The 21,369-nt window shown below is 54.3% G+C and carries 19 protein-coding genes; 10 read left to right on the top strand and 9 right to left on the bottom strand.

The features are described from left to right. Positions 1-184: 184 nt before the first annotated feature. Both AACY11_RS06025 and AACY11_RS06020 read left to right on the top strand, forming a co-directional pair. Positions 185-538 carry a hypothetical protein gene (locus AACY11_RS06025; RefSeq protein ID WP_339494107.1) on the top strand — a complete coding sequence of 118 codons (354 nt, stop codon included), beginning with the start codon at positions 185-187 and terminating at the stop codon, positions 536-538. A gap of 93 nt (positions 539-631) precedes the next feature. Then, positions 632-961: a hypothetical protein gene (locus tag AACY11_RS06020; RefSeq protein ID WP_339494106.1), complete on the top strand. Its 330-nt coding sequence runs from the start codon at positions 632-634 to the stop codon at positions 959-961. Positions 962-1,043: 82 nt separating this feature from the next. Here AACY11_RS06020 and AACY11_RS06015 read toward each other — a convergent pair whose 3' ends face one another. Beyond that, positions 1,044-2,012 carry a DUF2971 domain-containing protein gene (locus AACY11_RS06015; RefSeq protein ID WP_339494104.1) on the bottom strand — a complete coding sequence of 323 codons (969 nt, stop codon included), beginning with the start codon at positions 2,010-2,012 and terminating at the stop codon, positions 1,044-1,046. Positions 2,013-2,639: 627 nt separating this feature from the next. Here AACY11_RS06015 and AACY11_RS06010 point away from each other — a divergent pair. From AACY11_RS06010 to AACY11_RS05995, 4 genes are all read left to right on the top strand, one after another. Beyond that, positions 2,640-3,386 (top strand): hypothetical protein, encoded by a 747-nt coding sequence (locus AACY11_RS06010; RefSeq protein WP_339494103.1) that lies wholly within the window; start codon positions 2,640-2,642, stop codon positions 3,384-3,386. 203 nt (positions 3,387-3,589) lie between these two features. After that, a complete protein-coding gene (locus AACY11_RS06005; RefSeq protein ID WP_339494101.1) occupies positions 3,590-7,699 on the top strand; it encodes a transglycosylase SLT domain-containing protein in 4,110 nt (1,369 codons plus the stop codon). A gap of 80 nt (positions 7,700-7,779) precedes the next feature. After that, entirely contained in the window at positions 7,780-8,226 is a 447-nt protein-coding gene (locus AACY11_RS06000) for a phage protein Gp13 family protein (RefSeq protein ID WP_339494100.1), read from the top strand. A gap of 12 nt (positions 8,227-8,238) precedes the next feature. Further along, positions 8,239-8,814: a virion core protein, T7 gp14 family gene (locus AACY11_RS05995; protein ID WP_339494099.1), complete on the top strand. Its 576-nt coding sequence runs from the start codon at positions 8,239-8,241 to the stop codon at positions 8,812-8,814. A gap of 58 nt (positions 8,815-8,872) precedes the next feature. On the opposite strand, the gene AACY11_RS05990 is transcribed toward AACY11_RS05995, so the two are convergent. The 4 genes from AACY11_RS05990 to AACY11_RS05975 form a co-directional block, all read right to left on the bottom strand. Continuing rightward, a complete protein-coding gene (locus AACY11_RS05990) occupies positions 8,873-9,586 on the bottom strand; it encodes an FRG domain-containing protein (RefSeq protein ID WP_339494098.1) in 714 nt (237 codons plus the stop codon). Positions 9,587-9,791: 205 nt separating this feature from the next. Further along, on the bottom strand, positions 9,792-11,048 hold the full coding sequence (locus AACY11_RS05985) for a reverse transcriptase domain-containing protein (protein WP_339494096.1): 1,257 nt from the start codon (positions 11,046-11,048) through the stop codon (positions 9,792-9,794). Positions 11,049-12,794: 1,746 nt separating this feature from the next. Next, positions 12,795-13,160 (bottom strand): hypothetical protein, encoded by a 366-nt coding sequence (locus AACY11_RS05980; protein ID WP_339494115.1) that lies wholly within the window; start codon positions 13,158-13,160, stop codon positions 12,795-12,797. A gap of 22 nt (positions 13,161-13,182) precedes the next feature. Next, positions 13,183-14,328, bottom strand: coding sequence for a polymorphic toxin type 44 domain-containing protein (locus AACY11_RS05975; RefSeq protein WP_339494095.1), 1,146 nt, complete (start codon positions 14,326-14,328; stop codon positions 13,183-13,185). Positions 14,329-14,724: 396 nt separating this feature from the next. Between AACY11_RS05975 and AACY11_RS28330 the strand changes: the two genes are divergently transcribed. Next, a complete protein-coding gene (locus AACY11_RS28330; RefSeq protein ID WP_445261974.1) occupies positions 14,725-14,898 on the top strand; it encodes a gp19.5 family protein in 174 nt (57 codons plus the stop codon). Between the two features lie 96 nt (positions 14,899-14,994). Beyond that, complete coding sequence (locus AACY11_RS05970; RefSeq protein WP_339494093.1) at positions 14,995-15,948, top strand: STM4504/CBY_0614 family protein; 954 nt, start codon at positions 14,995-14,997, stop codon at positions 15,946-15,948. A gap of 257 nt (positions 15,949-16,205) precedes the next feature. On the opposite strand, the gene AACY11_RS05965 is transcribed toward AACY11_RS05970, so the two are convergent. Then, complete coding sequence (locus AACY11_RS05965; protein ID WP_339494092.1) at positions 16,206-17,153, bottom strand: LysR family transcriptional regulator; 948 nt, start codon at positions 17,151-17,153, stop codon at positions 16,206-16,208. A 149-nt stretch (positions 17,154-17,302) separates the two neighbouring features. Between AACY11_RS05965 and AACY11_RS05960 the strand changes: the two genes are divergently transcribed. Together AACY11_RS05960 and mmsB are read left to right on the top strand one after the other, a co-directional pair. Then, positions 17,303-18,829: a CoA-acylating methylmalonate-semialdehyde dehydrogenase gene (locus AACY11_RS05960; protein WP_339465448.1), complete on the top strand. Its 1,527-nt coding sequence runs from the start codon at positions 17,303-17,305 to the stop codon at positions 18,827-18,829. A gap of 10 nt (positions 18,830-18,839) precedes the next feature. Continuing rightward, positions 18,840-19,727, top strand: coding sequence for a 3-hydroxyisobutyrate dehydrogenase (gene mmsB, locus AACY11_RS05955; RefSeq protein ID WP_339434137.1), 888 nt, complete (start codon positions 18,840-18,842; stop codon positions 19,725-19,727). A gap of 83 nt (positions 19,728-19,810) precedes the next feature. Here the strand turns inward: mmsB and AACY11_RS05950 are convergent, their stop codons facing one another. The 3 genes from AACY11_RS05950 to AACY11_RS05940 form a co-directional block, all read right to left on the bottom strand. Continuing rightward, complete coding sequence (locus AACY11_RS05950) at positions 19,811-20,161, bottom strand: cupin domain-containing protein (protein ID WP_122589396.1); 351 nt, start codon at positions 20,159-20,161, stop codon at positions 19,811-19,813. A 107-nt stretch (positions 20,162-20,268) separates the two neighbouring features. Continuing rightward, positions 20,269-20,640, bottom strand: a complete 372-nt coding sequence (locus tag AACY11_RS05945) for a MerR family transcriptional regulator (protein WP_221730505.1) — start codon at positions 20,638-20,640, stop codon at positions 20,269-20,271. A gap of 47 nt (positions 20,641-20,687) precedes the next feature. Then, on the bottom strand, positions 20,688-21,263 hold the full coding sequence (locus AACY11_RS05940; protein WP_339434138.1) for an NAD(P)H-dependent oxidoreductase: 576 nt from the start codon (positions 21,261-21,263) through the stop codon (positions 20,688-20,690). Positions 21,264-21,369: the final 106 nt, after the last annotated feature.

Genomic DNA, 21,369 nt, shown 5'->3' with positions numbered 1-21,369 from the left:
CCCCCCCCCCCCCCCCCCCCCCCCCCCCCCCCCCCCCCCCCCCCCCCCCCCCCCCCCCCCCCCCCCCCCCCCCCCCGAGGTGTGTGAGTATTGTTCGTTGACTTGGCTGAGCGGCAGCCGTAAAGTGCGCCCTACCGGTGAGCGAGTACTGCTCACAAATCTTTAGTGGGAGTTCGCTTGCATCATGAATACTCAAGATATGCCCAACCAACCAATGCGTCCTGCCATCAAGGCCCTAATAGGTGCCTACTCGGGAACCGCTGAACCCGCTATTCACGTCTCGATTGAATACAGCGACGACTATGATGATTACCACGGCAAAGGTTCATGGAAATGGGTAGCTAAACGCTCCTGGACTCACGGAGGGGCGACCCGAACGGAAATTCTTGAGGTTCCTCAAACGGCTGAGGGAGCAGAGGTCGAGAACGTGCAGAGCATGATTAGGGCTCTCACACGAGAACCTAAAGAGAGCAACGTTAGGTATGCAGTATCTCAAGCTGACGAGGAGCCAAAGTACGTTGCGGTTCGGATCGAATAGCACCGGCACCAGCTTGTTCCGATAAAAACTAATAACGTATGTGAGTATAGATCGTATACCTTGGGCGCATTCATGCCTTTGAAGGAACGATTTATGCCCGCTCCACGTTTTGTAACCGACAGTCTCACCATCGCCAAAGCCACACCTAAACGGCGCCATGTTGACCTCAAAGTGAGTCTAACCGCTGCTCTTAATGAGTTCGTTGAATTAGGTCTATTCGAAGCTGTAGAAGGGCCTGAGGGTTTGACCACTTGGGGTTTTGTAGATGGTAACGTGGTCGCTCAGGAAGCTTTTTACGAAGATACGTTCAAGCGTCAGTTTGTTTTTACTCAGTTGACCCGTGATGCAGCATTGGGAGTTGTTTTACGAGCGAGGCATGCAGGAGACCGTGCGGCAATCATTGAGGCCATTCGCACAGCATAATAGCCAAGATTACTATGACAAGAGGCGAGCAGGGACATGGCTAAATTTCAGTTCGCCTCTATTTGTGTGACTTTTCTCTAAATCAAAGAGAAAAAGGTAATGAAATCATTTTGAATTCATGCTGGGAGAGCTGCATTTTGAATACGGGTAATCCCTTTGCAGTCGCTAATGAATAGATTTCAGAAGCATCTGCGTCACTTATCTTAGACCCTAAGTAAACGGCTTTTAGTGGCGCGCGAAAGTTGTTGGGAGGGGAGGTGGGACCATCTGGGAGGATAATTCTCCACTCTTTCTCATACTCCCAGTCCTTGGCTTTGTGTAATGCAGCAATGATTGCAAACATGTTGTTAAAAGATTTTTCGGGATCGTTGGCTCTATTCATTATTTCAGAGGCGTTATATATATGCTCGCTGTAAATAACAGGCCATAGGCTGCGTCCCATGAGGTCATTCAGAGGGAGTGAGTTAAAGTCATATTCCATTGCAAATCCTTTATGGTCATTCCCATAATGGCCCCACATTAGAAGTGAATCAATTCGTTCGCTGAGTGAGCATATTTTGTAAGTGTTTTGAATTTTAAGATTGAATTCTGATAGGATTTTTAAGTTTATTTCTTCTTTTCTTGCGAGCAAATGTTCTGCGAGTTTCGTTATGCTTTCACTGGTTGCGAGGTTAGCGTCATTGGACCTATTAAAATAAAATAGTAGGAGGGCTGCTAATGGGTCTTCTGCTCGATCTAAAAAATCTAATTCGCCGGGTGTGATGTCGGTCTTTTTAATGAGCTGTTTGGCTAAGCCGCTTGCGTAACTTTCTCCGAAGTTTGGGTCGAAGACTAAGGTTGAATCGTATGGGTCGTTAAATGTAGAGGCAAATGTGCAATATAAAGAGCTGTTTTTTAGGTTTTCCTTTGAGAATTCATTGGTTTTTCTGTACTTGAAAAGTCTGTGTGGTATATGGTTTTTCTTTAGCTCTATAGCCCCATTGATGTCCAGCTCTGCAACGTTGGGAGTAAAGAATATTTTTCTTAGAGATTCTATCCAGTTGTTTTCCATTTTTACCTTGGTTTGAGCTACAAGTAAGAGAGTTGCGTGTTGATGTTTTACCATCCCGCAGCGAGCTAAACTACCCCCAGAACACTAACTTTTTTATAGCGACAAAGATGGCCCATGCGGTTGGCTTAAAGAACTCGGTTGCCCTACTAAGGTTCCCTTCCCTTGCAGGAGGGTAAGGCTGTACAGGTTACGTCTCTAAATAATCGCCATACACAGGGAATAATGATTAAGTCGAACTCATTACTGATGGATGAGCCCCATGGGGTTACCTGATGCTCCTTTGCGACCACGCTCCGGCCTCTGATCCGCCCCGCAAGTAGGTCACTGTTGGACATCTGAAAGGTCTGGGACGTGCCGAAAGTCAAAACCCCTCACTAAAAACGCAAAGTGATACGTGCTTTCTTGTGGGTCGTCGGCAAAGCTTCGTAGAGCTACCAACCAAAAGTACCCACTATAAAGCTGAGCGATCCCTTTCAAAGGTTTCTCGGGTAGCCAGCTTAAATCTAAGCGAACCTGGCTGAGTCAAAATGCTTGCGGGCAGACCGGCGCTACCCAAGCGGAGGCGGTCTCAAGCGCCCCTTGCGGAAAGATGAATCTACGTCAATACAAAACAGGGAGGGTGCCAAAATGGAGCTACAGAATGAAAGCCCAACATGTCCTATCACTATCGAAGGTCACACTTTTGAATCAAAGGGCTCATTGTGGTCGTTGACCAATATCAACAAGGTGCTTCCAAAGCTTACTAAGCCACCAGCGCAATGGCGTGGACGAGAACGTGAGTATTTCGAGCGATGTGCAGATTTGCATGTCGTTCACGGGGATCAGGGCGGTACTTGGGCGACTGAGCGAGCGACGATTGCTTATGCAATGGCATGTTCGTTGGATTTCTATGTAATGGTTGTTGATGCGTTTGTAGCTATGCGGAAAGATGCTGTTTTATCTGCGCGCATGGCGTCATTGGCCCTTGTTGAAAAGGACAAGCTTTTGAGCGCCAATATGCCTAAAGCAGACACGCTAATGCACAAAGCAAGCACTATAGGCTTGTCGTGGGCTGAGGCTTGTCGCACTGCTGGGATTATCAACACAGGACTTGCCAAGACTTATCTCGTCTATAAGGGGCGCTTCGTATACAAAGAGCATCCAACTGAATCCCGTAGTGTCATTGAGCCGAAATCATCAGGTTTTTCTTATGGATTCTTCAAGCGCTGTTCCACGAACTATGGGAATTTCGATGGTTTTCGAGTTACTGCTAAAGGCCTTGTTTGGCTCGAAGCAAGAGCCAAAGAAATCAATGATTCCTGTCGCCGGCACATCGCAGAACAAAGGAAAAAGGCTCGCTTAAAAATTACGAAGGCTCAGAAAGGTACGGTTTAAAACAGTTAGAAAATCCCTTTCCTACAATGAATTGCATCGCGCTAACTCATAAAGACCTCCTGACAGGGCCGACCTCCTGCCACGAGAATTAATTCAAAGCTTCTTTCTGTCTGACTTTCCGAACCAAGCCGGTGCCCTGAGTGTGGGCGCTTTGAACTGGTCTTGGAAGTCGGCGGGAAGTCAGACAAAAAGGAAAACACTCAATGGAAAACTTTCAACACTACGCAGCCGTAAAAGCAGCGGGCACACCTTACGACGCTCTTATTCGTCAGGAAGCTGACCGCCAAGGCATCCCCTACGACTTCATGCACAAGCTGATTTACAACGAGTCCAGTTTTAACCCCGCCGCTAAATCGCCGACAGGCCCCTTGGGCCTCGGGCAGTTCACCGAGATGACCGGTAAAGCCTACGGTTTGATGACCCCAGAGGACCGGTTGAATCCTCAGAAGGCCATCCCCGCCGTCGCTCAGGCTCTGAAGGAACTCAGCACAACCTACAAAGGTGGCTATCTCAAGGCCGCTCTGGCGTACAACCAAGGACAAGGCCGCTTGGGTTCCCCTCAGTTGGCCGCATTGGATCAAGGCGACTTCACCAAGATCAGCCCTGAAGGTCAGAACTACATGCGCAAGCTGCTGGACGTATCCGGTGAGTCGGCCAGCCGCCGATTCTTCGATGCACAGGAGGTGACCAATCCGGGCATTCACCCAAAGGCTGAGGCCGTCCAGTTCGAGAATGCCACTCGTGGTGTGACGGCCCAAAACAATGTCGGTCGTGAGCTGCCGGTACTGGGTCAATTAGACCTGCCCGGTGGCACCGCCCCGCAAACTCAACAGGACTTCCAGACCCTTTCCAATGTCATCGGCTCAAAGGACAAAGACACCTTTGAGGGTCTCGGGGATTCCGTTGCAGCCAACCTCGCGACCTCCCCTGTGGGCACGCTACTGCGCTATGGAACCATGGAGGATGCCGACCCGCTCGAATGGGTAAAGCCAAACGATACTTCGAACTGGACCGCTGAAGATTACGACATGATCCGCCGCGAAGGCGTGGACCCTCAGTTCTTCTCGTTCGTGCAGGACTTCGCAAAGGGCAACCGGTCGAACCTACCGAACGCCATAGCGATGGCGAAGGAAAACCAAGAGTACCAACGCAAGATCAACGGTACGGGGACTGGTGCACAAATCGTTGGGGGCTTCGCAGGCGCTGGGTTGGACCCGCTGACCTATACGCCGATTCCGGGCACTACCGGACTTCGCTTGGTATCCCGAGTGGCTCAGGGCGCGCTGTACTCAGGCGCTGCCGCTGTGGCATCTGAGGGGCTTCGTGAAAACATCACAGGCATCGAAGGTCATTACGGCACAGCGCTGGTCGGTGGTGCCTTGTTCGGCGCAGGTGCAACGGCTCTCTTCGACAAGGCTCTGCGAGCGGCTCCGAAGGTTGAACGTGTGGATCTTCCAGACGATCAGCTTGAAGCGATCCTTGCCCGACACGGTGAGGCTTCCGAAAAGAACCTTTATGACCTGCACTGGGAGGACGACGCAGCCAATGAGTTCGCAGCTCCAAGCATCCGTTTGGAAGCCCGTGAAACTGCCCGTCAGCTTGGTGAGGAAGATCCGACACGCTACCAATGGCGTGAAGGTGAGGAGCCTAAAAACGCTGCCGGTGTGGACTATGTGGACCATCCGAGCGAACCCGGTGCGGTGCGCCTGCGTGACGGTTCGATTCTGTCGGCGACCAACCCGCTGAACCCGAAGCTCATCACTGAGGCCGCTGAGGTCGTACCTGACCGGGCCGCTAAAGGGGTCACCATGGGAGGCTTCACCGAGATCGGCTATACGCTGAATCGCTCGGAGAACCCTGAGGTCCTCGCAATCGGAAGTCAGCTATTCCGCTCTCCTACAGGAACCGTCAGCGGCTCCAATGGCAAGTTCGGAGCAACCGCCTCGGACATCATTGAGCGAATTCAGGGTCAGGACCACGTTACCTACAACACCATGTCAGAGCAGGTCCTTGAGGCAATCAAAGACCCGTCCTACGCACTGACTGGTGGCGGCCGTGAGGTTCACATTGACCGGGCATTCAGACGCGTGGCGGAAGCCATTGAGGACCAGTCAGGCAACAAGCTGAGTCAACTCACCGATAGCGAAAGAAAGCTGATGGACACGGTGCGCAGGCACTACGACCGGAAGGCTGACTTGTTGGCTGCCCCGGCTCAGTTTGGCAACCGTAATGCTCGCCCTGTTCTTCCTGAGACTCGGCACGCTGGCTCTTACATCCCCAACGTCTACAGCACCGCCGCGAAGCTTCTTCAAGTGCAACGCTTGGGCGGTGAGGAAGGCTTGCAGCATGCAATTATGGAGTCGTGGCTTGCCAGTTATGCGGCCCGTCCAGCGGTGAAAACCCGTGTGGATAATCTGCTGAAGGACAAGGTTGATGAACTCCTGGCCGAACGTGTGAAGAGTCTGGCGAAGCCCAAAGGGAAACAGCCAGCGCCTACCGTGGACACGAAGGCAATGCGTGAGGAAATCCTGAGGGAACAGGTGGAAGACTACGCACAGCGCAAAGCTTTCGGTATCGCCAAGACCGACGACCATGCTGGGTCCACGCTGCTGAACCTCGACGCTCAAGGCAGCATTCCTGACAGCGCTGGGCTTGGGGTGAACAACTTTCTTGAGGGCCGTCATCTATTCGACTCCGACATGGCCGTGCCTCTTTCCGATGGCAGCACCTTCGCGGTGAACGACCTGCGTGAATTCAACCTGTCCCGAATCACTCCAAGCTACGACCGGCGGGTTAACGGTGACATTGGAATCATGGGGGCCACTGGCCGAAGCACAGCGGAACTCGTGAACGACATCGGACGCGTCAAGGTAAACAGCAAGGCCGAACGTGCTGCCCTTGAAGATGCCGTAAAGATCCTGACAGGCCGTGCGCGGCGTGACGTTGACGGGACCCTTGCGACTGCTGCGCGCTCTCTGGCGGACCTAAGCTTCTTCGCAAAGAATGCCTACATGGGCGTGCAGTCCATCACCGAGGTTGCCGGAATGGTGACCAAGGGACACACCCACATGCTCCTCAAAGGCGTTCCGCTCCTGAGGGAAATGAGCCAGTGGGGTTCCAAGATCAGCGCCAAGGACCTGTCAGACATGCATTCAATGGTGTTCGGTCGGGAGCTGGACAACCACATTCGACCGACTCGTTCGGACATCGTGGAGCGTCTTAGAGACCAAGCCGGGGCAAGCCCGATGGCAGCCAACATAATGGGGTCGGTCAAATACGCCACTCAAGAACTGTCTACACGGTGGAACCCATTCACATGGCTCCTTACCGAGTCATCCAACTACATCGCAGATGCAGGCCGTCAAGGAGTCCTGTCGGACTTCGTAGACCATGCCATAGCAGGGCGTGAGTCGGGCCTGTTCTCTCCGCAACGCCTCAAGTCGATGTCCATCCTCCCGGAGCAGTTCGAGGGAATGAAGGACCTCATCAAGACTTACGTGAAGCGACAGAAGGACGGTTCCTACAAGCTCACGGACCGGGCGGCATTTCAGCGGGACCCTCGGACGATGGACCTATGGCGCATGGGCGACAAGATCGCTGATGAGACTATCTTGCGTCCGCACAAGCTCTCTTCGGCTGACACCGTGGCATACGGCGCGGGCATCAAGACAGCCATGCAATTCAAGAACTTCACCATGCGTTCGGTTAACTCTCGGCTCATCCGTGGTTTCCATGATTCCACGAAGAACGGCAGGGCTATCGACCAGACCATGCAGGCGGTTCTTTCGACTGGGTTGGCCCTCAGTGCATACATGGCGATGAAGTACAGCCAAGCCTCTGGGATGCCTAAAGACCAGCGAGAGAAATTCCTACAGCAAGCACTTGATCCGAAGATGTTGACCTACGCCGCTCTGTCCCGAAGTTCCCATATCGGGGCTCCGCTGGGTCTGGCGAACATCGTCGCGGCACCTCTGGGGTTCGATCAGGCCGCAATGGTCCGTTCCTCGATTCTCCCACGGGGCCCTAAGGAACAGCGTGACCCCGGCGCAATGAAGTACAGCGCGACTAAAGACGACCGAATCACTGGGGTCCTTGGGCGGGTTGCCGAACAGGTTCCCGCTTATGGGGTCCTCGCGAGTGTTGGGCAAGTTGGCTACAACGCCTTCGCTGCCTCAGGTACTGACTCCCGTAGAGCCGATCAGGAATACATGACAGGTGTTTTCAACGGCCTGCGCGGGCTCGTTCCAAACGACCCTGTTAGCCAGAAGCTCTTGCTCATGATTATGGAATCGCAAGGCGTCGAGATTCGCTAAGCCCTCGCTAAAACCACCCACTAAAAGCAGGATGCCAACAAGGGTCCTGCCTTCACTCATCTGAAAGGAGGTAAATCAATATGCAAAAAACCAAAGCAACTCTTGCTGATCTTTTAGAGGCATCGGAATACCTTTCCCCGAGCGACCTCGCGGACTTCAACGGCATGCAGGCAGGTCGAAACCCTGCTGAAGTCTTCACGAAGGCCCTCGACGAAACCACTCATGTCATTAAGTCTGGAGAAGGGCAGGTCTTGGCCGCTGGAGGGCATTCGGGAGGAGGAATCTGGCTAATCACCACAACGCATGTCGCTGAGTTGTCCATAGCAGAGCGCTTGAAGTTCTATCGGATTCTCAAAGCTCACTTAGCCCAGATCAAAAGCCAGGTGCCCGGTAACGTGACTCTGACGAATTACGTAGCGGTGCAAAACCATGCGCACGTTCGCTTGCTGATAAAGCTCGGAGCCGTTCTGAGTGACGGGCTTTTCAAGTCGCCCTCGGGCTTGCTGCTCAAGCAATTTTCATTTTAAGGAGGACTCAGTATGTGTGAACCAGTATCCATATCCATCGCAATGGCCGGTCTTGCTGCCTCTTCAGCCGCTATGAGCGCATCGGAAGGCGCCAAAGCCAAAGGTCAAATGACCGACAACGAACGTAAACAACAGAACGAAGTGGTCAAGCAAGCCAACTTCGCAGAGAACGACCAAAAGCTTGCCACCGTGGACAAACAGGATGAGGCCCGCCGCCAGCTCACTGAGGTGAACCTACAGACCATCCGCAACGAAGGGACCATAAACGCAGCCATCGGTGAGTCTGGTCTGTCCGGTAATTCCATCGACCGCCTGAGGAACTCGGTGTCCAACGATGCCAGTGCCCAACGGATGAACATCACCGACAACTACACACGCGACTATCAAGCCATCTTCGCGAATCGCGTAGGCAGCTCTGAGAACGCCAAGGCGGCTGTTCGGGGCCTCGGTGGCAACAAGTACAAGGTCAACAATATCGCTAATGCCTTGAACATCGTTTCAGCGGGGGCAGGGGGATATGCTCAGGGCCAAAGCTTGGTAGCATCACAAAAGCCAAGCCGTGCGCCAGTCGGGGCCTCCAACGTATGAGAAGATGGAGCGACCGGGTTCTACAGGTTGATTTGTTTCACAGCACGCATTGGGCTAATTACTTGAATGCCGGTTGGCCGACGAGTTCTGAAATGAATTCATCATGGTCTGACCAATAGCGACTATTCTCCAGCGCCCAGCACATGTGTGCGGAAAGCCCATCAAGATCGCCCATGAGGGATAGGCGATTTATTCCATAGTGATTCAAGTCAAACATCATCTGCCGCTTGTATCCAGCCCTGATGGTATGACGAACCAATTCATCTTCTTTCTGCAACGCATCTGAAAGGTCAACATCGGGATCAGGGTGGGCTGTGAACAAACCACTCTGCCGACCAATACGAGCTGCGACCGTATTAGGTTTGTACTTTGCAATGTTTCGCAAACGGCGCGGGCCGGACATTTCGGAAGTGATATAAAGCTTCGGCTTCAAGCAATATATCGCAGCATCCGTATCTGGGTGAGATAGGCAAGCAAAGAATGCTGCCACCAACGGATTGTAGCTCCAATCGAGTAGTCGAGTTGGCAGGCCATGATGCTGTGCGATAGCCATCCACTCCCAATCTGTTGTAGGCGTTTTTGGAATATACTCGCAGGCCTTTCTTTTCCAAGACGCCAAATACTCCAGATCATCCCGCTCTTTATAGGGGCTTCTGCCCGCCTTTGGCACGACTGGCCAAGATGCATCTGCTTGACCTCGGAACATCCAACGATTGTCCTTACGGTACTCGGAGAAAGCATCATAGAACTCATTAAACGAGCTGATTTCCATCTCAGATTGTCCTTTGTAAGGAGTGAGGGGTAAGGCGATAGCAACTCTAATCTGAAGATATCATGTGCTCGAATGCCTTGTGAGGTGGCCATTCCTTCTACTTGATCGAACGAGGCACTCACGATGAATCGCCAACTCGCTTCACCACCAGCCTTACGACAAGCCGGACACAGGCGTGCCGGACGTGTAGATAACTCCGACAGCTTCAAGCTGGCTCGGAGCGCTCCGAGTGAGCCGCTGCAAGTAGCCTTACCCCCAGCATCCTGCGCTGATCCGTGCCGTTTGATTTTTGAAAGAGATTCCTCTTCTCTAATTCATACTGCGCAAGCGCGCCTGTGATGTAATCATCCAACCCCTTTATCCATTGGCCGTTGCTGCAAAAGGAAAAGGCCTTGCCCCATCCCAAGATCACTCGGTCGAGATTTTGTAGTGCGCCCGAGTAGCTCCCCTTTGGCGAAATGTTTCCGGCTTCAACGCTGTACTTCATGACGCGGATCGATGCTTCTAAATCGGATTTTATTCTTTTTTTGAAACGCTCTCTCGTGGCTTTAGAGGGTTGGAGCAAGCCAGCCGAGACGAAGCAGCCCAAGAAATCGAATCCGTCAGCTGTCGGCCCCCTTGAAGCTTTGTCGCTTGTGGCCGAAGGTTGGTACGCATGAAGTGAGAGCTTTTTGAGCTCCTTCTGCGCTTTGTTGAAGGCACGGTCTACACAGCCTATGTCTTTTCCGAGGATCAGAAAGTCGTCGATGTAGCGAAGACAGACGACCTCACCATCGTTCATGGTTTTGTCAAAGTTATGCAGGTACAAATTGGCTATGAGTGGTGATAAGGGAGACCCTTGAGCTACCCCTTCCACCCCGAGGGGGAACATATCATCGAGTCCCTTCAGCCGAAGCGCATCAATGTTCGCGAGATCCGTGGTGATTGCTGCTTGGAACAAAGCAACTGTATCGGGGCATTTGATGTGAGGAGCTACAAGTTCCATAACGCGGGCCTTGTCGATTCTCGTGAAAAACTCTGCGATGTCCGACCTGATATGAAAGGCGGCCCCTTTGGAGATGGCTTCTTTGGCATCGGTTGCTGCCATTGCGACCCGTTTGTTTTGGATGCCCCCATAGCTTGTAGGGGTAGCCAGAGCCTCCTTTACAAATTTGATGCGGGATTGCAGGACGTCGAGTAGAGCTCGTTGAACGATCCGGTTGGGAATAGGTGAAAGCACAATTGGGCGGGAACTTCCGTTGGCCTTAATCTTAGCCACGCCGGTCTGCCGTTGGAATGTGAACGTCTTTTTGGATAGTGCGCGCTGGATATCGGAAAGCGACTTGGGAAGTCGGCTCTCGAAGTCCTTGGCCTCGTTTCGGATAGATTCTGACGAGGAGGAGTAGGCGCTGGCTTTAACCTTTCTCCAGGCTGAATGCAGCGACTCCATGCTGTAGATTCGACGATATAGCGGCGAGGCCACAAAAACTCCTTGTTTGTCGGGAGACACCAGCGAACTCTCACCCAACTGCTACAGGGGACCTTCAGCCTTCGGGAGACCGCGAAGCCTTTACGGCGATCTTGGTCGCGACCCGGACAGCAACCTCCCAAGAGAGATGGCTGGCGTCTGTCAAACTTGGTTCAGTGCTGTGAGGCGGCTGCACCAGCAAGCAGGCGAGGCTGAGCGCAGTCACGACATGCCGTGATGCGGCTCCAACCAGAATGGCACGTTTTTGCATGAGCGCATGATTTCCCCCAAGAGTTCCGTCAAAACACGATAAATCGTAGCTTTTTCAGCGTTGTGGTTAATCCCGCGCAGTGCGCCAAGTTGGCAAGTTTTTGCATGGATGCATGCTTTCTCTCAAAGGCTCAGTCGGGGCACAAATCGTACCTTTTTGGACTTCTCGGTCAAGCGCGCGCCATGCGGCTGAACATCGAACCCCACCCTGAAAATAAAGCTGCTAACCGTCTGGTGACCCCAACGTGTAGACAGAGTTACGGTTATTGACGCAGCAGTTGAGTGGCGCTCTATACCTTCGGGAGACCGCGAAGCCTTTACGGCGATCTTGGTCGCGACCCGGACAGCAACCTCCCAAGAGAGATGGCTGGCGTCTGTCAAACTTGGTTCAGTGCTGTGAGGCGGCTGCACCAGCAAGCAGGCGAGGTATCCAGATGTTAATCAGGCGGGGGGCCGAAAGCCATATGTTTAATTGCTTCGCTGTGAAACTGTGCGTAAAGAGGGCGCCACCACCGAGTTGCGACATACCTGTTAGGTTGGCAGCAGCGTTGGCCCCGTCATTCAGTATCTTTCAGTGGGCTCCAAAAGATTGAGCGGTCGATTAAACATTAAGCCGGTAGGAACAGCTTGGAAGCCGCTTTTGGATTTAGCATAGGTCTTCCTTTGAGCAAACTCCTTGGGAATATCGCCTGCGATCTACTTGAACGCTGTGCTAATAATGCGGCCGTTTTGGTGGCGTAAAGCCATCCCAGAGGGTACGTTAAGAAAAAGGGTATGAGCCCGACAAATCGAATCATTGGCAGGGGCCCATGACGACATACGACACGAGAATTCACGACGCTTGGCAGCAAGGAGGCATTCCAGTCGTTCTCAAGAGGGAAAAAGCCTCTGTTTTGATACGGCTTCCGTATGCCAAAGATAACTTTGACTGGTTGCGCAACGGCAAACGGAATAAGCCAGAATGGAGCGCCCAGTTCAAAGCATGGGATGTACCCACGGCTTGGTTTGAGGATACGGTGAAGCGGATTATTGGGCGGTTCAAGAAAGCTTATGTAATTCAGCTCCATCGCGAACAACAGGTCTGCGCGTCAGCTTGTTGGAATGCTCAGGGGTTACACTGCGAGTGTTCCTGCATGGGTGCTAATCATGGGTCTGGCCACCCAGCAGGGAACTGGTACGAAGTATCAGAGACCTTCGCTGCGAAATGGGGACCTAAGGAGTACGCTTGCCGCTTGATGGTCTCCAAGATTGGATTACCCCTCCAGCACTGAACAGAGCGCACCGCCTATGAAATCTGAATGACTCACTTCCGTCAGGATATCCCCGCGTGTTTCCCCCACCGGATCCGCTCGCGTCAGCTATCGATTCTCGTTGGCCATAAATTCGCTCGGGGTTTTTCAAGATGGTCCCTTGTTTGAAGGGTTTAGGGGACACCTCAGTGCTATTGAGTGGCTAAGGCCGGGGGCTTGAGCGCGGTTCCCGATATGACCTTTAGGGCCGGAAAGGGTCAAGTTCTCCTTTGCAAGGTTTTAAACGCGTAATGACATCTGAAGAGGTTTTCGCGGTGTCGATCTTCCCTGTTACATCAAGGTTGATTTCTGTCGTTGTCCCCCATTTTGGCGTTATGTCGATACACCTTCTGAGCTTCTTACCGGACCACCAGTCGAACATCATGAAGAAATCCTTATCAGGAAAAATGTGGCCGACATCTGCCGTCCCTTCACCGGGGAGCATTCCTCCTTTGTCGATACGATGCTGTGTATTCCAGATATAGCGCAGCTCCTCCTTCCCATCCTTGGGGTAATTTACGACTACTCTGGGCAGCGTTACATACCAAAATACAAGCAAGGTGAGCATGCAGAGCAGTACCACTTTTCCCTTACTCAGCTTGCTTGCAAACGTGGACAATAACGCCATCGCCCCAATCCTCTGGTTTAACTGCAAGAACCTTCTCCATGATCATTTTGGCGGTGATGCCTCCGTCAGGATGCTCAGCGAATAGTTTGATCCCTATGCCAATCGATATCCGATCCGGTACATCGTCATAAGCCTTCATCCCATCGACACCTGGGGTTGCGTGAGGCCCGCGACGTTTATTCCAATCGAATACCTTTCGGATAGAGTCCGAGGCAATCTGCTCAACTCCGGCACCATCAGCCAACACGCTTTCAGAAAGGCCGCCAGCTCGCCCTACGTACCCGTAGTGGATATTTGACCAGATATCATAGAAATAGTCGTATTCACCCTGCTTTTGGTAATAGCTACCGAACCTCGCATAGATTTTAGGCTTGTGGTCCCAATCCCGATTTTGTCCAACACGCTCAGTCCAAATCGCCATTGCAGCCGCGCCGTTTGCAGCCCCGATTGCTTGAGGGCTCGTCGCGCCAACTTGAGCATACCAAGGCAGATCCATTTGCTTGCGGGTCTCTGTGGCAACGTCATAACTGAGCAGTTCTTTCATCTTCAAGACGGAAGGGTGATGAATATTGCGATTCATCTCGTCCGCAATGTATTCCGCCACGTCCTCCATCGTGTCAGGGTCTTTGCAAACGACAGGTTCTTCTTTTGCCTCTGGCTTCTTCTCTGGGGGCTTACCGGCTGCCTTAGGATCTACCAAAGCGTTCGCTGCTAAGGCTTTCTCCTTGAGCTTCGGGTCGGCCAACAAGGTCGCCATCTTCACATCGTCTATGGAACCGTCTGGCCGGAAGGCTCCCAGCGCCATGAAGTTAATAATGGTTGCCCCACCAGCGTCACCCATGACGAAGCCACCGCCGACATCACCTGACCCCGTGATGACTGTCCCGCCGTGACTGGTTGGGCTCCCTAAGTGGGCCATAGGACGGCCGTTCACTTGTATAGAAGGAAAGCCTGTAGTGATTACCGCACCACACCCACAGGTATCACCAACGCGGGCGGAGCCCATGAAGTTGATATTGACATCACCGCTGGCTGAAGCAATTGGGGTAGTCCCGTGTCCGGGTAAAGGGCAGACGTGTTTGTCGCCCAGTCGAGCAGAAAAAATCATTGAGCATCGTCCTTGCGTCTTTCGTCCATAAACAAAACCAGTCTTTAAGCTGGCGCAGGGAGGCTACTGGAAACGGGAGGGCAGGTCTGTAGGAAAAGTCCTAATCTTGAACAGTGGGAGCTGCGGAAAATCCCGTTGAACGTATTCACAGTAGAACACTGAGGGGAGGGTAGGGAGCCACCGTGGCTACCACGTCCTCTACCTGCGCTTGTATGGGGTGTGACTGGACAGACATGTCTGTTCACTGCCAGCACTCATTTAAAAACACCCACTATAAGCAGAGGGGGACTTAAAGTTTCTGAAGGAGCCCTCCTCTTTAAGGTCTTTCACTGGCGTCCTCTGTGGTGATGAATATCAATTGACCAGTAACCACCTCACCTAAAGGAGGACTTAGCGATGACTACTCGGTGGACACCCTTTGCAGCAGTGATCCGCACTCTGGCTACCCACCGTGTCACCTACCGATTTCTCGGTCTACTCCTTGTCGCTTTTGGAGTTAGCCAAGGTGGGCCTCTGGGAGAAGCCTTTGGGAATGTCGTCTGCGTTCTACTCGGTGGCTGTGCTGAGTGATGTCGTTTTGCGCGCATCTCGTAGTAAATGAAGCTTGTCGAAGTATGCCCCGTTCGGCTTATGATGCCATTTGGACATGAGTTACACGAGGCAGGCATGGCGATATTCGATTTGTACTCCAAGCGTCAAAAGCGTCTGCGTGGTGAGACGAACGATGTCTATATATATGACTCCTTTCCTGACACGTTTCGAATGCAGCTTGTGTACATGGTCAAAGAGCTTCTCGGAGACAATAGCCACTACTCGGCGTACGGCTCGAAGTCGAGAGGCGTGTACGACACAATCGTTAATATCTTGAAAAAAGAGTATGGGCAGCGGGCCTTGTACGTTGGCCCAGGAAGTCACCTCCAGAACACTCCTGTGGACGAGATAAGCAATTTCTTGCTCTCCGAGCCTGATGTCGAGCGGTGTCTGGATGTCATCGAGCTATGTTTCCGCGTGGGGGATGACGTCGCCCGTTCGCCATCTTATATCTCGCGTAGAAACCCGGACGCATACGTGGATGATTGCATCGTTGAGTTAAACGGGAGGTTTAAGGAGGCCGGCTGCGGCTACGAGTTTATAGACGGAAGCATAATCCGCATCGACTCGCAATTCCTTCACGCAGAAGTGGTGAAGCCAGCCATTAGCTTTCTCAACGGGACTCACTTTGAGGGCCCCCGTGAGGAGTTTTTCGCCGCGTATGAGCATTATCGCCATGGCAACCATGAAGATTCGTTGGTATGTGCCGCGAAAGCATTCGAAAGCACTTTAAAGGTTCTTCTGGTGCTAAATGGAAAAACCTACGAGCCGGGAGATACTGCGTCTAAGCTGATCTTGGCATGTAAAAACGCTGATTTGATTCCCTCATACAACGAGGCGCACTTGAACTCTTTAACAAGTGTACTCACAAGCGGGATTCCTACCCTACGGAACAAGAACGGCGGCCACGGACGGGGCGAAAACGCTCGGAATGTAGAGCCTGAAGTAGTTGCTTATGGGCTTCACTTAACGGCCTCCGCAATGGTCATGTTGGTAGGGCTCCAAGAAAAGCGCACCTCTACCCTTTGAGAATCTGACAGAAAAATCTGAATGACCACCTCACTACGAGCGTGCGCGCGCATCCCCCCGTGGGTGCCCTCGCCTGAGCCTTATCGCGCCTGCGCGGGTCCTTATCGCGTGCCCGTGCGCGCCTCTGGATGAGGGCTTTGAGACAACCGTTCAGGGCCTGCGAGATGTCACAAGTCCTGTCATAAACCCTGTCACAAGTCGTTGCGGTGGCATGCCTAACCTCGTTACGATAGGTCTCCCTTACTCCTTGTAGACGCTCAGTCTGTAAACCGAAGGTCTCTCGTTTCGCCCAGTAATAATGGGCGGTTTAGCTCAGTCACCTCACGGATGTAATCCCACAACAGGGTGATCCGCTTGAGCTTGCGCAGATCCTCCCGGCAGTACATCCAGAACTGTCGGGTGATGTCGATTTCCTCCGGCAACACTGGCAGCAGGCGCGGGTCCTGTGCGGCGAGGAAGCACGGCAGAATTGCCAGTGAGCGCCCCTGCTGCGCTGCGACGTATTGCGCGATCACGCTGGTGCTGCGCAGGTTTGCGCTGGCGCCTGGCAGCACGTTCGCCAGGTACAACAGCTCCGAGCTGAACGCCAGATCATCCACATAACTGATGAATTGATGCTTGCTCAGATCGGCCGAGCGGCGGATGGGTGGGTGTTGGTCCAGATAGTCCTGTGTTGCGTACAACTGCAAGCGGTAGTCGCAGAGTTTGCAGCACACGTATGGCCCGTGTTCCGGGCGTTCCAGGGCAATGACAATGTCGGCTTCGCGTTTGGACAGGCTGATGAAGTGCGGCAGGGGCAGGATGTCCACCGAGATCGCCGGGTAGGCGTCGACGAAGTGGCTCAACTGCGGCGTGATGAAAAAGCTGCCAAACCCTTCGGTGCAGCCCATCCGCACATGCCCGGACAGCGCCACGCCGGAGCCTGACACCTGCTCGCAGGCCATGTGCAATGTGCTTTCAATCGACTCGGCATAGCCGAGCAAACGCTGGCCTTCGGTGGTCAGGACAAAGCCGCTGGTGCGTGACTTTTCGAACAGCAGCGTACCGAGCGCCGCCTCCAGCGAACTGATCCGCCGCGACACCGTGGTGTAGTCGACGGCGAGCCGTTTGGCGGCGGTGCTGGCCTTGCGGGTGCGGGCGACTTCGAGGAAAAACTTGAGGTCGTCCCAGTTCAGTGAACCTAGTGAGGTGATGTTTTTTTGCATGATGGACGGGCTTATATGTGCGTTCTTATTAGAAGTTTGCACATCTATACTCCAAAAACCGTCCGACAACCAATTCGTGACACACGCCTCATCTCAAGGCGAACCCTTCGCCTTGGCTCCTACGATAAGAACAAGTTCTGGAGACCAGCATGAACGCATCGCTTACGCCCAACGACACCACGCTGCAGAAGGTCAAGCTGCTGATTGACGGCGAGTGGGTCGAGTCGCAGTCCACCGAATGGCACGACATCGTCAATCCGGCGACCCAGCAAGTGCTGGCCAAAGTTCCGTTCGCCACCGCCGCTGAAGTCGACGCCGCTGTCAGCGCCGCGCAACGCGCCTTCCAGACCTGGAAGCTGACCCCGATCGGCGCGCGTATGCGCATCATGCTCAAGCTGCAAGCGCTGATCCGCGAGCATTCCAAGCGCATTGCCTTGGTGCTGAGCGCCGAGCAGGGCAAAACCATTGCCGACGCCGAGGGCGATATTTTCCGTGGCCTGGAAGTGGTCGAGCACGCTTGCTCAATCGGCACGCTGCAAATGGGCGAATTCGCCGAGAACGTTGCCGGTGGCGTTGATACTTACACCCTGCGTCAGCCGATCGGCGTTTGCGCCGGCATCACGCCGTTCAACTTTCCGGCGATGATTCCGTTGTGGATGTTCCCGATGGCCATCGCCTGCGGCAACACCTTCGTGCTCAAGCCTTCGGAGCAGGATCCGCTGTCGACCCTGCTGCTGGTGGAATTGGCGATTGAGGCCGGTGTCCCGGCAGGCGTGCTCAACGTGGTGCATGGCGGTAAAGACGTGGTTGATGGCCTGTGCACGCACAAAGACATCAAAGCCGTGTCCTTCGTCGGTTCGACCGCTGTTGGTACTCACGTTTACGACTTGGCCGGCAAACATGGCAAACGCGTGCAGTCGATGATGGGCGCGAAGAACCACGCCGTGGTGTTGCCCGATGCGAATCGCGAGCAGGCGCTCAATGCACTGGTCGGCGCCGGTTTTGGCGCGGCCGGGCAACGTTGCATGGCGACTTCGGTGGTCGTGCTGGTGGGTGCGGCCAAACAATGGCTGCCGGATCTCAAAGCCCTGGCGCAGAAGCTCAAGGTCAACGCCGGCAGCGAGCCGGGCACCGATGTCGGCCCGGTGATCTCGAAGAAAGCCAAGGCGCGGATCCTCGACCTGATCGAAAGCGGCATCAAGGAGGGCGCCAAGCTTGAGCTGGACGGTCGCGACATCAGCGTGCCGGGTTACGAGCAAGGCAACTTCGTCGGCCCGACCCTGTTCTCCGGGGTGACCACCGACATGCAGATCTACACCCAGGAAATCTTCGGCCCGGTGCTGGTGGTGCTGGAAGTCGATACCCTCGACCAGGCCATCGCGCTGGTCAACGCCAACCCGTTCGGCAACGGCACGGGCCTGTTCACCCAGAGTGGTGCGGCGGCGCGCAAGTTCCAGACGGAAATCGACGTCGGTCAGGTCGGCATCAACATCCCGATTCCGGTGCCGGTGCCGTTCTTCAGCTTCACCGGTTCCCGTGGTTCGAAACTCGGCGACCTCGGCCCGTATGGCAAGCAAGTGGTGCAGTTCTACACGCAGACCAAAACGGTCACGGCGCGTTGGTTCGATGACGACAGCGTCAATGACGGCGTGAACACCACCATCAACCTGCGCTGAGGAACGAGCCATGAAAATCGCATTTATCGGTCTGGGCAACATGGGCGCACCGATGGCGCGCAACCTGATCAAGGCCGGCCATTCACTGAGTCTGGTCGATCTGAACAAAACCGTGCTGGCAGAACTGGAACAACTGGGCGGCACCATTCGTGCCTCGGCGCGCGAAGCCGCTGAAGATGCAGAACTGGTGATCACCATGCTCCCGGCGGCAGTGCATGTGCGCAGTGTCTGGTTGGGAGAGGACGGCGTGTTGGCCGGTATCGGCAAAGGCGTGCCGGCAGTGGATTGCAGCACCATCGATCCGCAGACCGCTCGCGATGTGGCGGCGGCCGCTGCCAAGCAAGGTGTGGCCATGGCTGACGCACCGGTTTCCGGCGGCACGGGCGGCGCCACCGCCGGGACGTTGACTTTCATGGTCGGTGCAACGCCGGAACTGTTTGCGACTTTGCAACCGGTGCTGGCGCAGATGGGCCGCAACATCGTGCATTGCGGTGAAGTCGGCACCGGGCAGATCGCCAAGATCTGCAACAACCTGCTGCTGGCGATCTCGATGGTTGGCGTCAGTGAAGCCATGGCATTGGGCGATGCGCTGGGGATCGACACCTCGGTGCTGGCCGGGATCATCAACAGTTCGACCGGTCGCTGCTGGAGTTCGGAAATGTATAACCCGTGGCCTGGCATCGTCGAAACGGCACCGGCCTCGCGCGGTTATACCGGCGGCTTCGGTGCCGAACTGATGCTCAAGGATCTGGGGCTGGCGACTGAAGCGGCGCGTCAGGCACACCAACCGGTGGTGCTCGGCGCGGTGGCGCAGCAGTTGTATCAAGCGATGAGCCAGCGGGGGGACGGCGGGAAAGACTTCTCGGCGATCATCAACAGCTATCGCAAACCGCAATAGCAATCGCCGCCGATGTAGGGGCAATCAACGTGCAGTCAGTGTTGCCGGGAAATCACGTCGGGTGATTTCCCGGTTTTTTTTCATCAGGCGAACACGAAATATTTGCGCACGGTCTCGACCACTTCCCAAGTGCCTTTCATGCCCGGTTCAACCACGAAAATATCGCCGGCGCGCAGATGAATCGGCGCCATGCCGTCCGGGGTGATCACGCAGTAGCCTTCCTGAAAATGGCAGTACTCCCACTTCACGTATTCAACGCGCCACTTGCCCGGCGTGCAGATCCAGGTGCCCATGATCTTGCTGCCGTCTTCGCTGGTGTAAGCATTGAGGTTGACGGTGTGCGGGTCGCCTTCGAGTTTTTCCCATTTGCAGGCGTCGAGTACCGGCAGCGGGTGGGTGTCGCGCAGAACGGTGATAGGGGCGGTCGCGGTCATGAGGACTCCGGGCGGTGGACATGAGGAATGAAGTCGCACCCTATAGCGCCGGCTCGCCGCTCAGTTGTCTGTGCTCGACATCGAGCTGCTCAGAAACGCGCCAACACTTACAGATTTTCCAGCGGGCATTGCTCTCGGGCCTGTTGCAGGTTTGCGTCAAATGCCACCAACTGCGCGTGCTGTCGAGAAAGTTTGGCGATCTGGTCGCTGATCTCGCGTTTTTTGTCTTCGATGGCCTGCTGTGCCAAAGCCCAAGGCATCGACTCACCGTGATGGCCTGCGAAAATTTTCTGCAGCTCCATAAGTTTGAAGCCCATCTCCTTCGCACACTTTATAAAACCCAGCAGTTCGACGCTTTGCTGATCGTAGACGCGATATTTGCCCTGTCGTCGAGGAGGGGGCAGCAATCCAATAGCCTCGTAATGGCGGATGGTTTTGACCGTGGAGCTGGCGCGTTGAGCGGCTTCGCTGATGTACATGAACAGTCCTTTTTACCTTGGCTTTGCCTCAGTGATTATCGCCAGAGTCAACGACTGACGATAGCCTGCGCCTGTAGCAACCACGCCTGTCGCTGCTGAGCGCTTGAGCCCAGCACCGGGCCGAACGTGAGCGTGCGCAGTGGTTTTATTCCGCAGAACGCTAGGGTGCTCTTGCGTACTTCATGCAAGGCGGGCATGCGATAGACCCAGCGGTAATACCAGGGCGGCGTGTCCATGGTCACCAGCAAATCCGCGGTGCGGCCTTTCAGCAATTTGTCTGGGAACGCTTTGCCTTTGCGGTATTTGAAGGCGAAACCCGGCAACAACACCCGATCAAAAAAACCTTTGAGCAGCGCCGGTATGCCGCCCCACCAGATCGGGTAAACCAGCGTCAGATGCTCGGCCCAGAGGATGTCGGACTGTGCCGCACTCAAGTCATCTTCCAGCGCTTGAATCTGTTGATAGCCCTGGCGTAACACCGGATCGAAGTTCATTTCACCAAGTCGCAACTGGCGAACTTCGTGTCCGGCATCGAGTGCCGATTGTGCATAACTTTCGGCGAGTGCGGCGCACAAGCTGTTCGCCGAAGGATGCCCGAGAATCAACAGAATACGTTTGCCCATCGTCATCGTCCTTGCTGATGAAAAAGCCAAGGATGAAGTCTGCCCCTTAGGGGAGAGTCAAGGCGCGCAGCAAGGCGTTGGCGTAATTGGGCCGGGCGCTGAACTC

The organism is Pseudomonas sp. RA_105y_Pfl2_P56, from assembly GCF_963970845.1.
GTDB lineage: Bacteria > Pseudomonadota > Gammaproteobacteria > Pseudomonadales > Pseudomonadaceae > Aquipseudomonas > Aquipseudomonas baetica_A.
The sequence above is the reverse complement of the archived record's forward strand: the minus strand, read 5'-3'. Positions and strand labels throughout refer to the sequence as shown.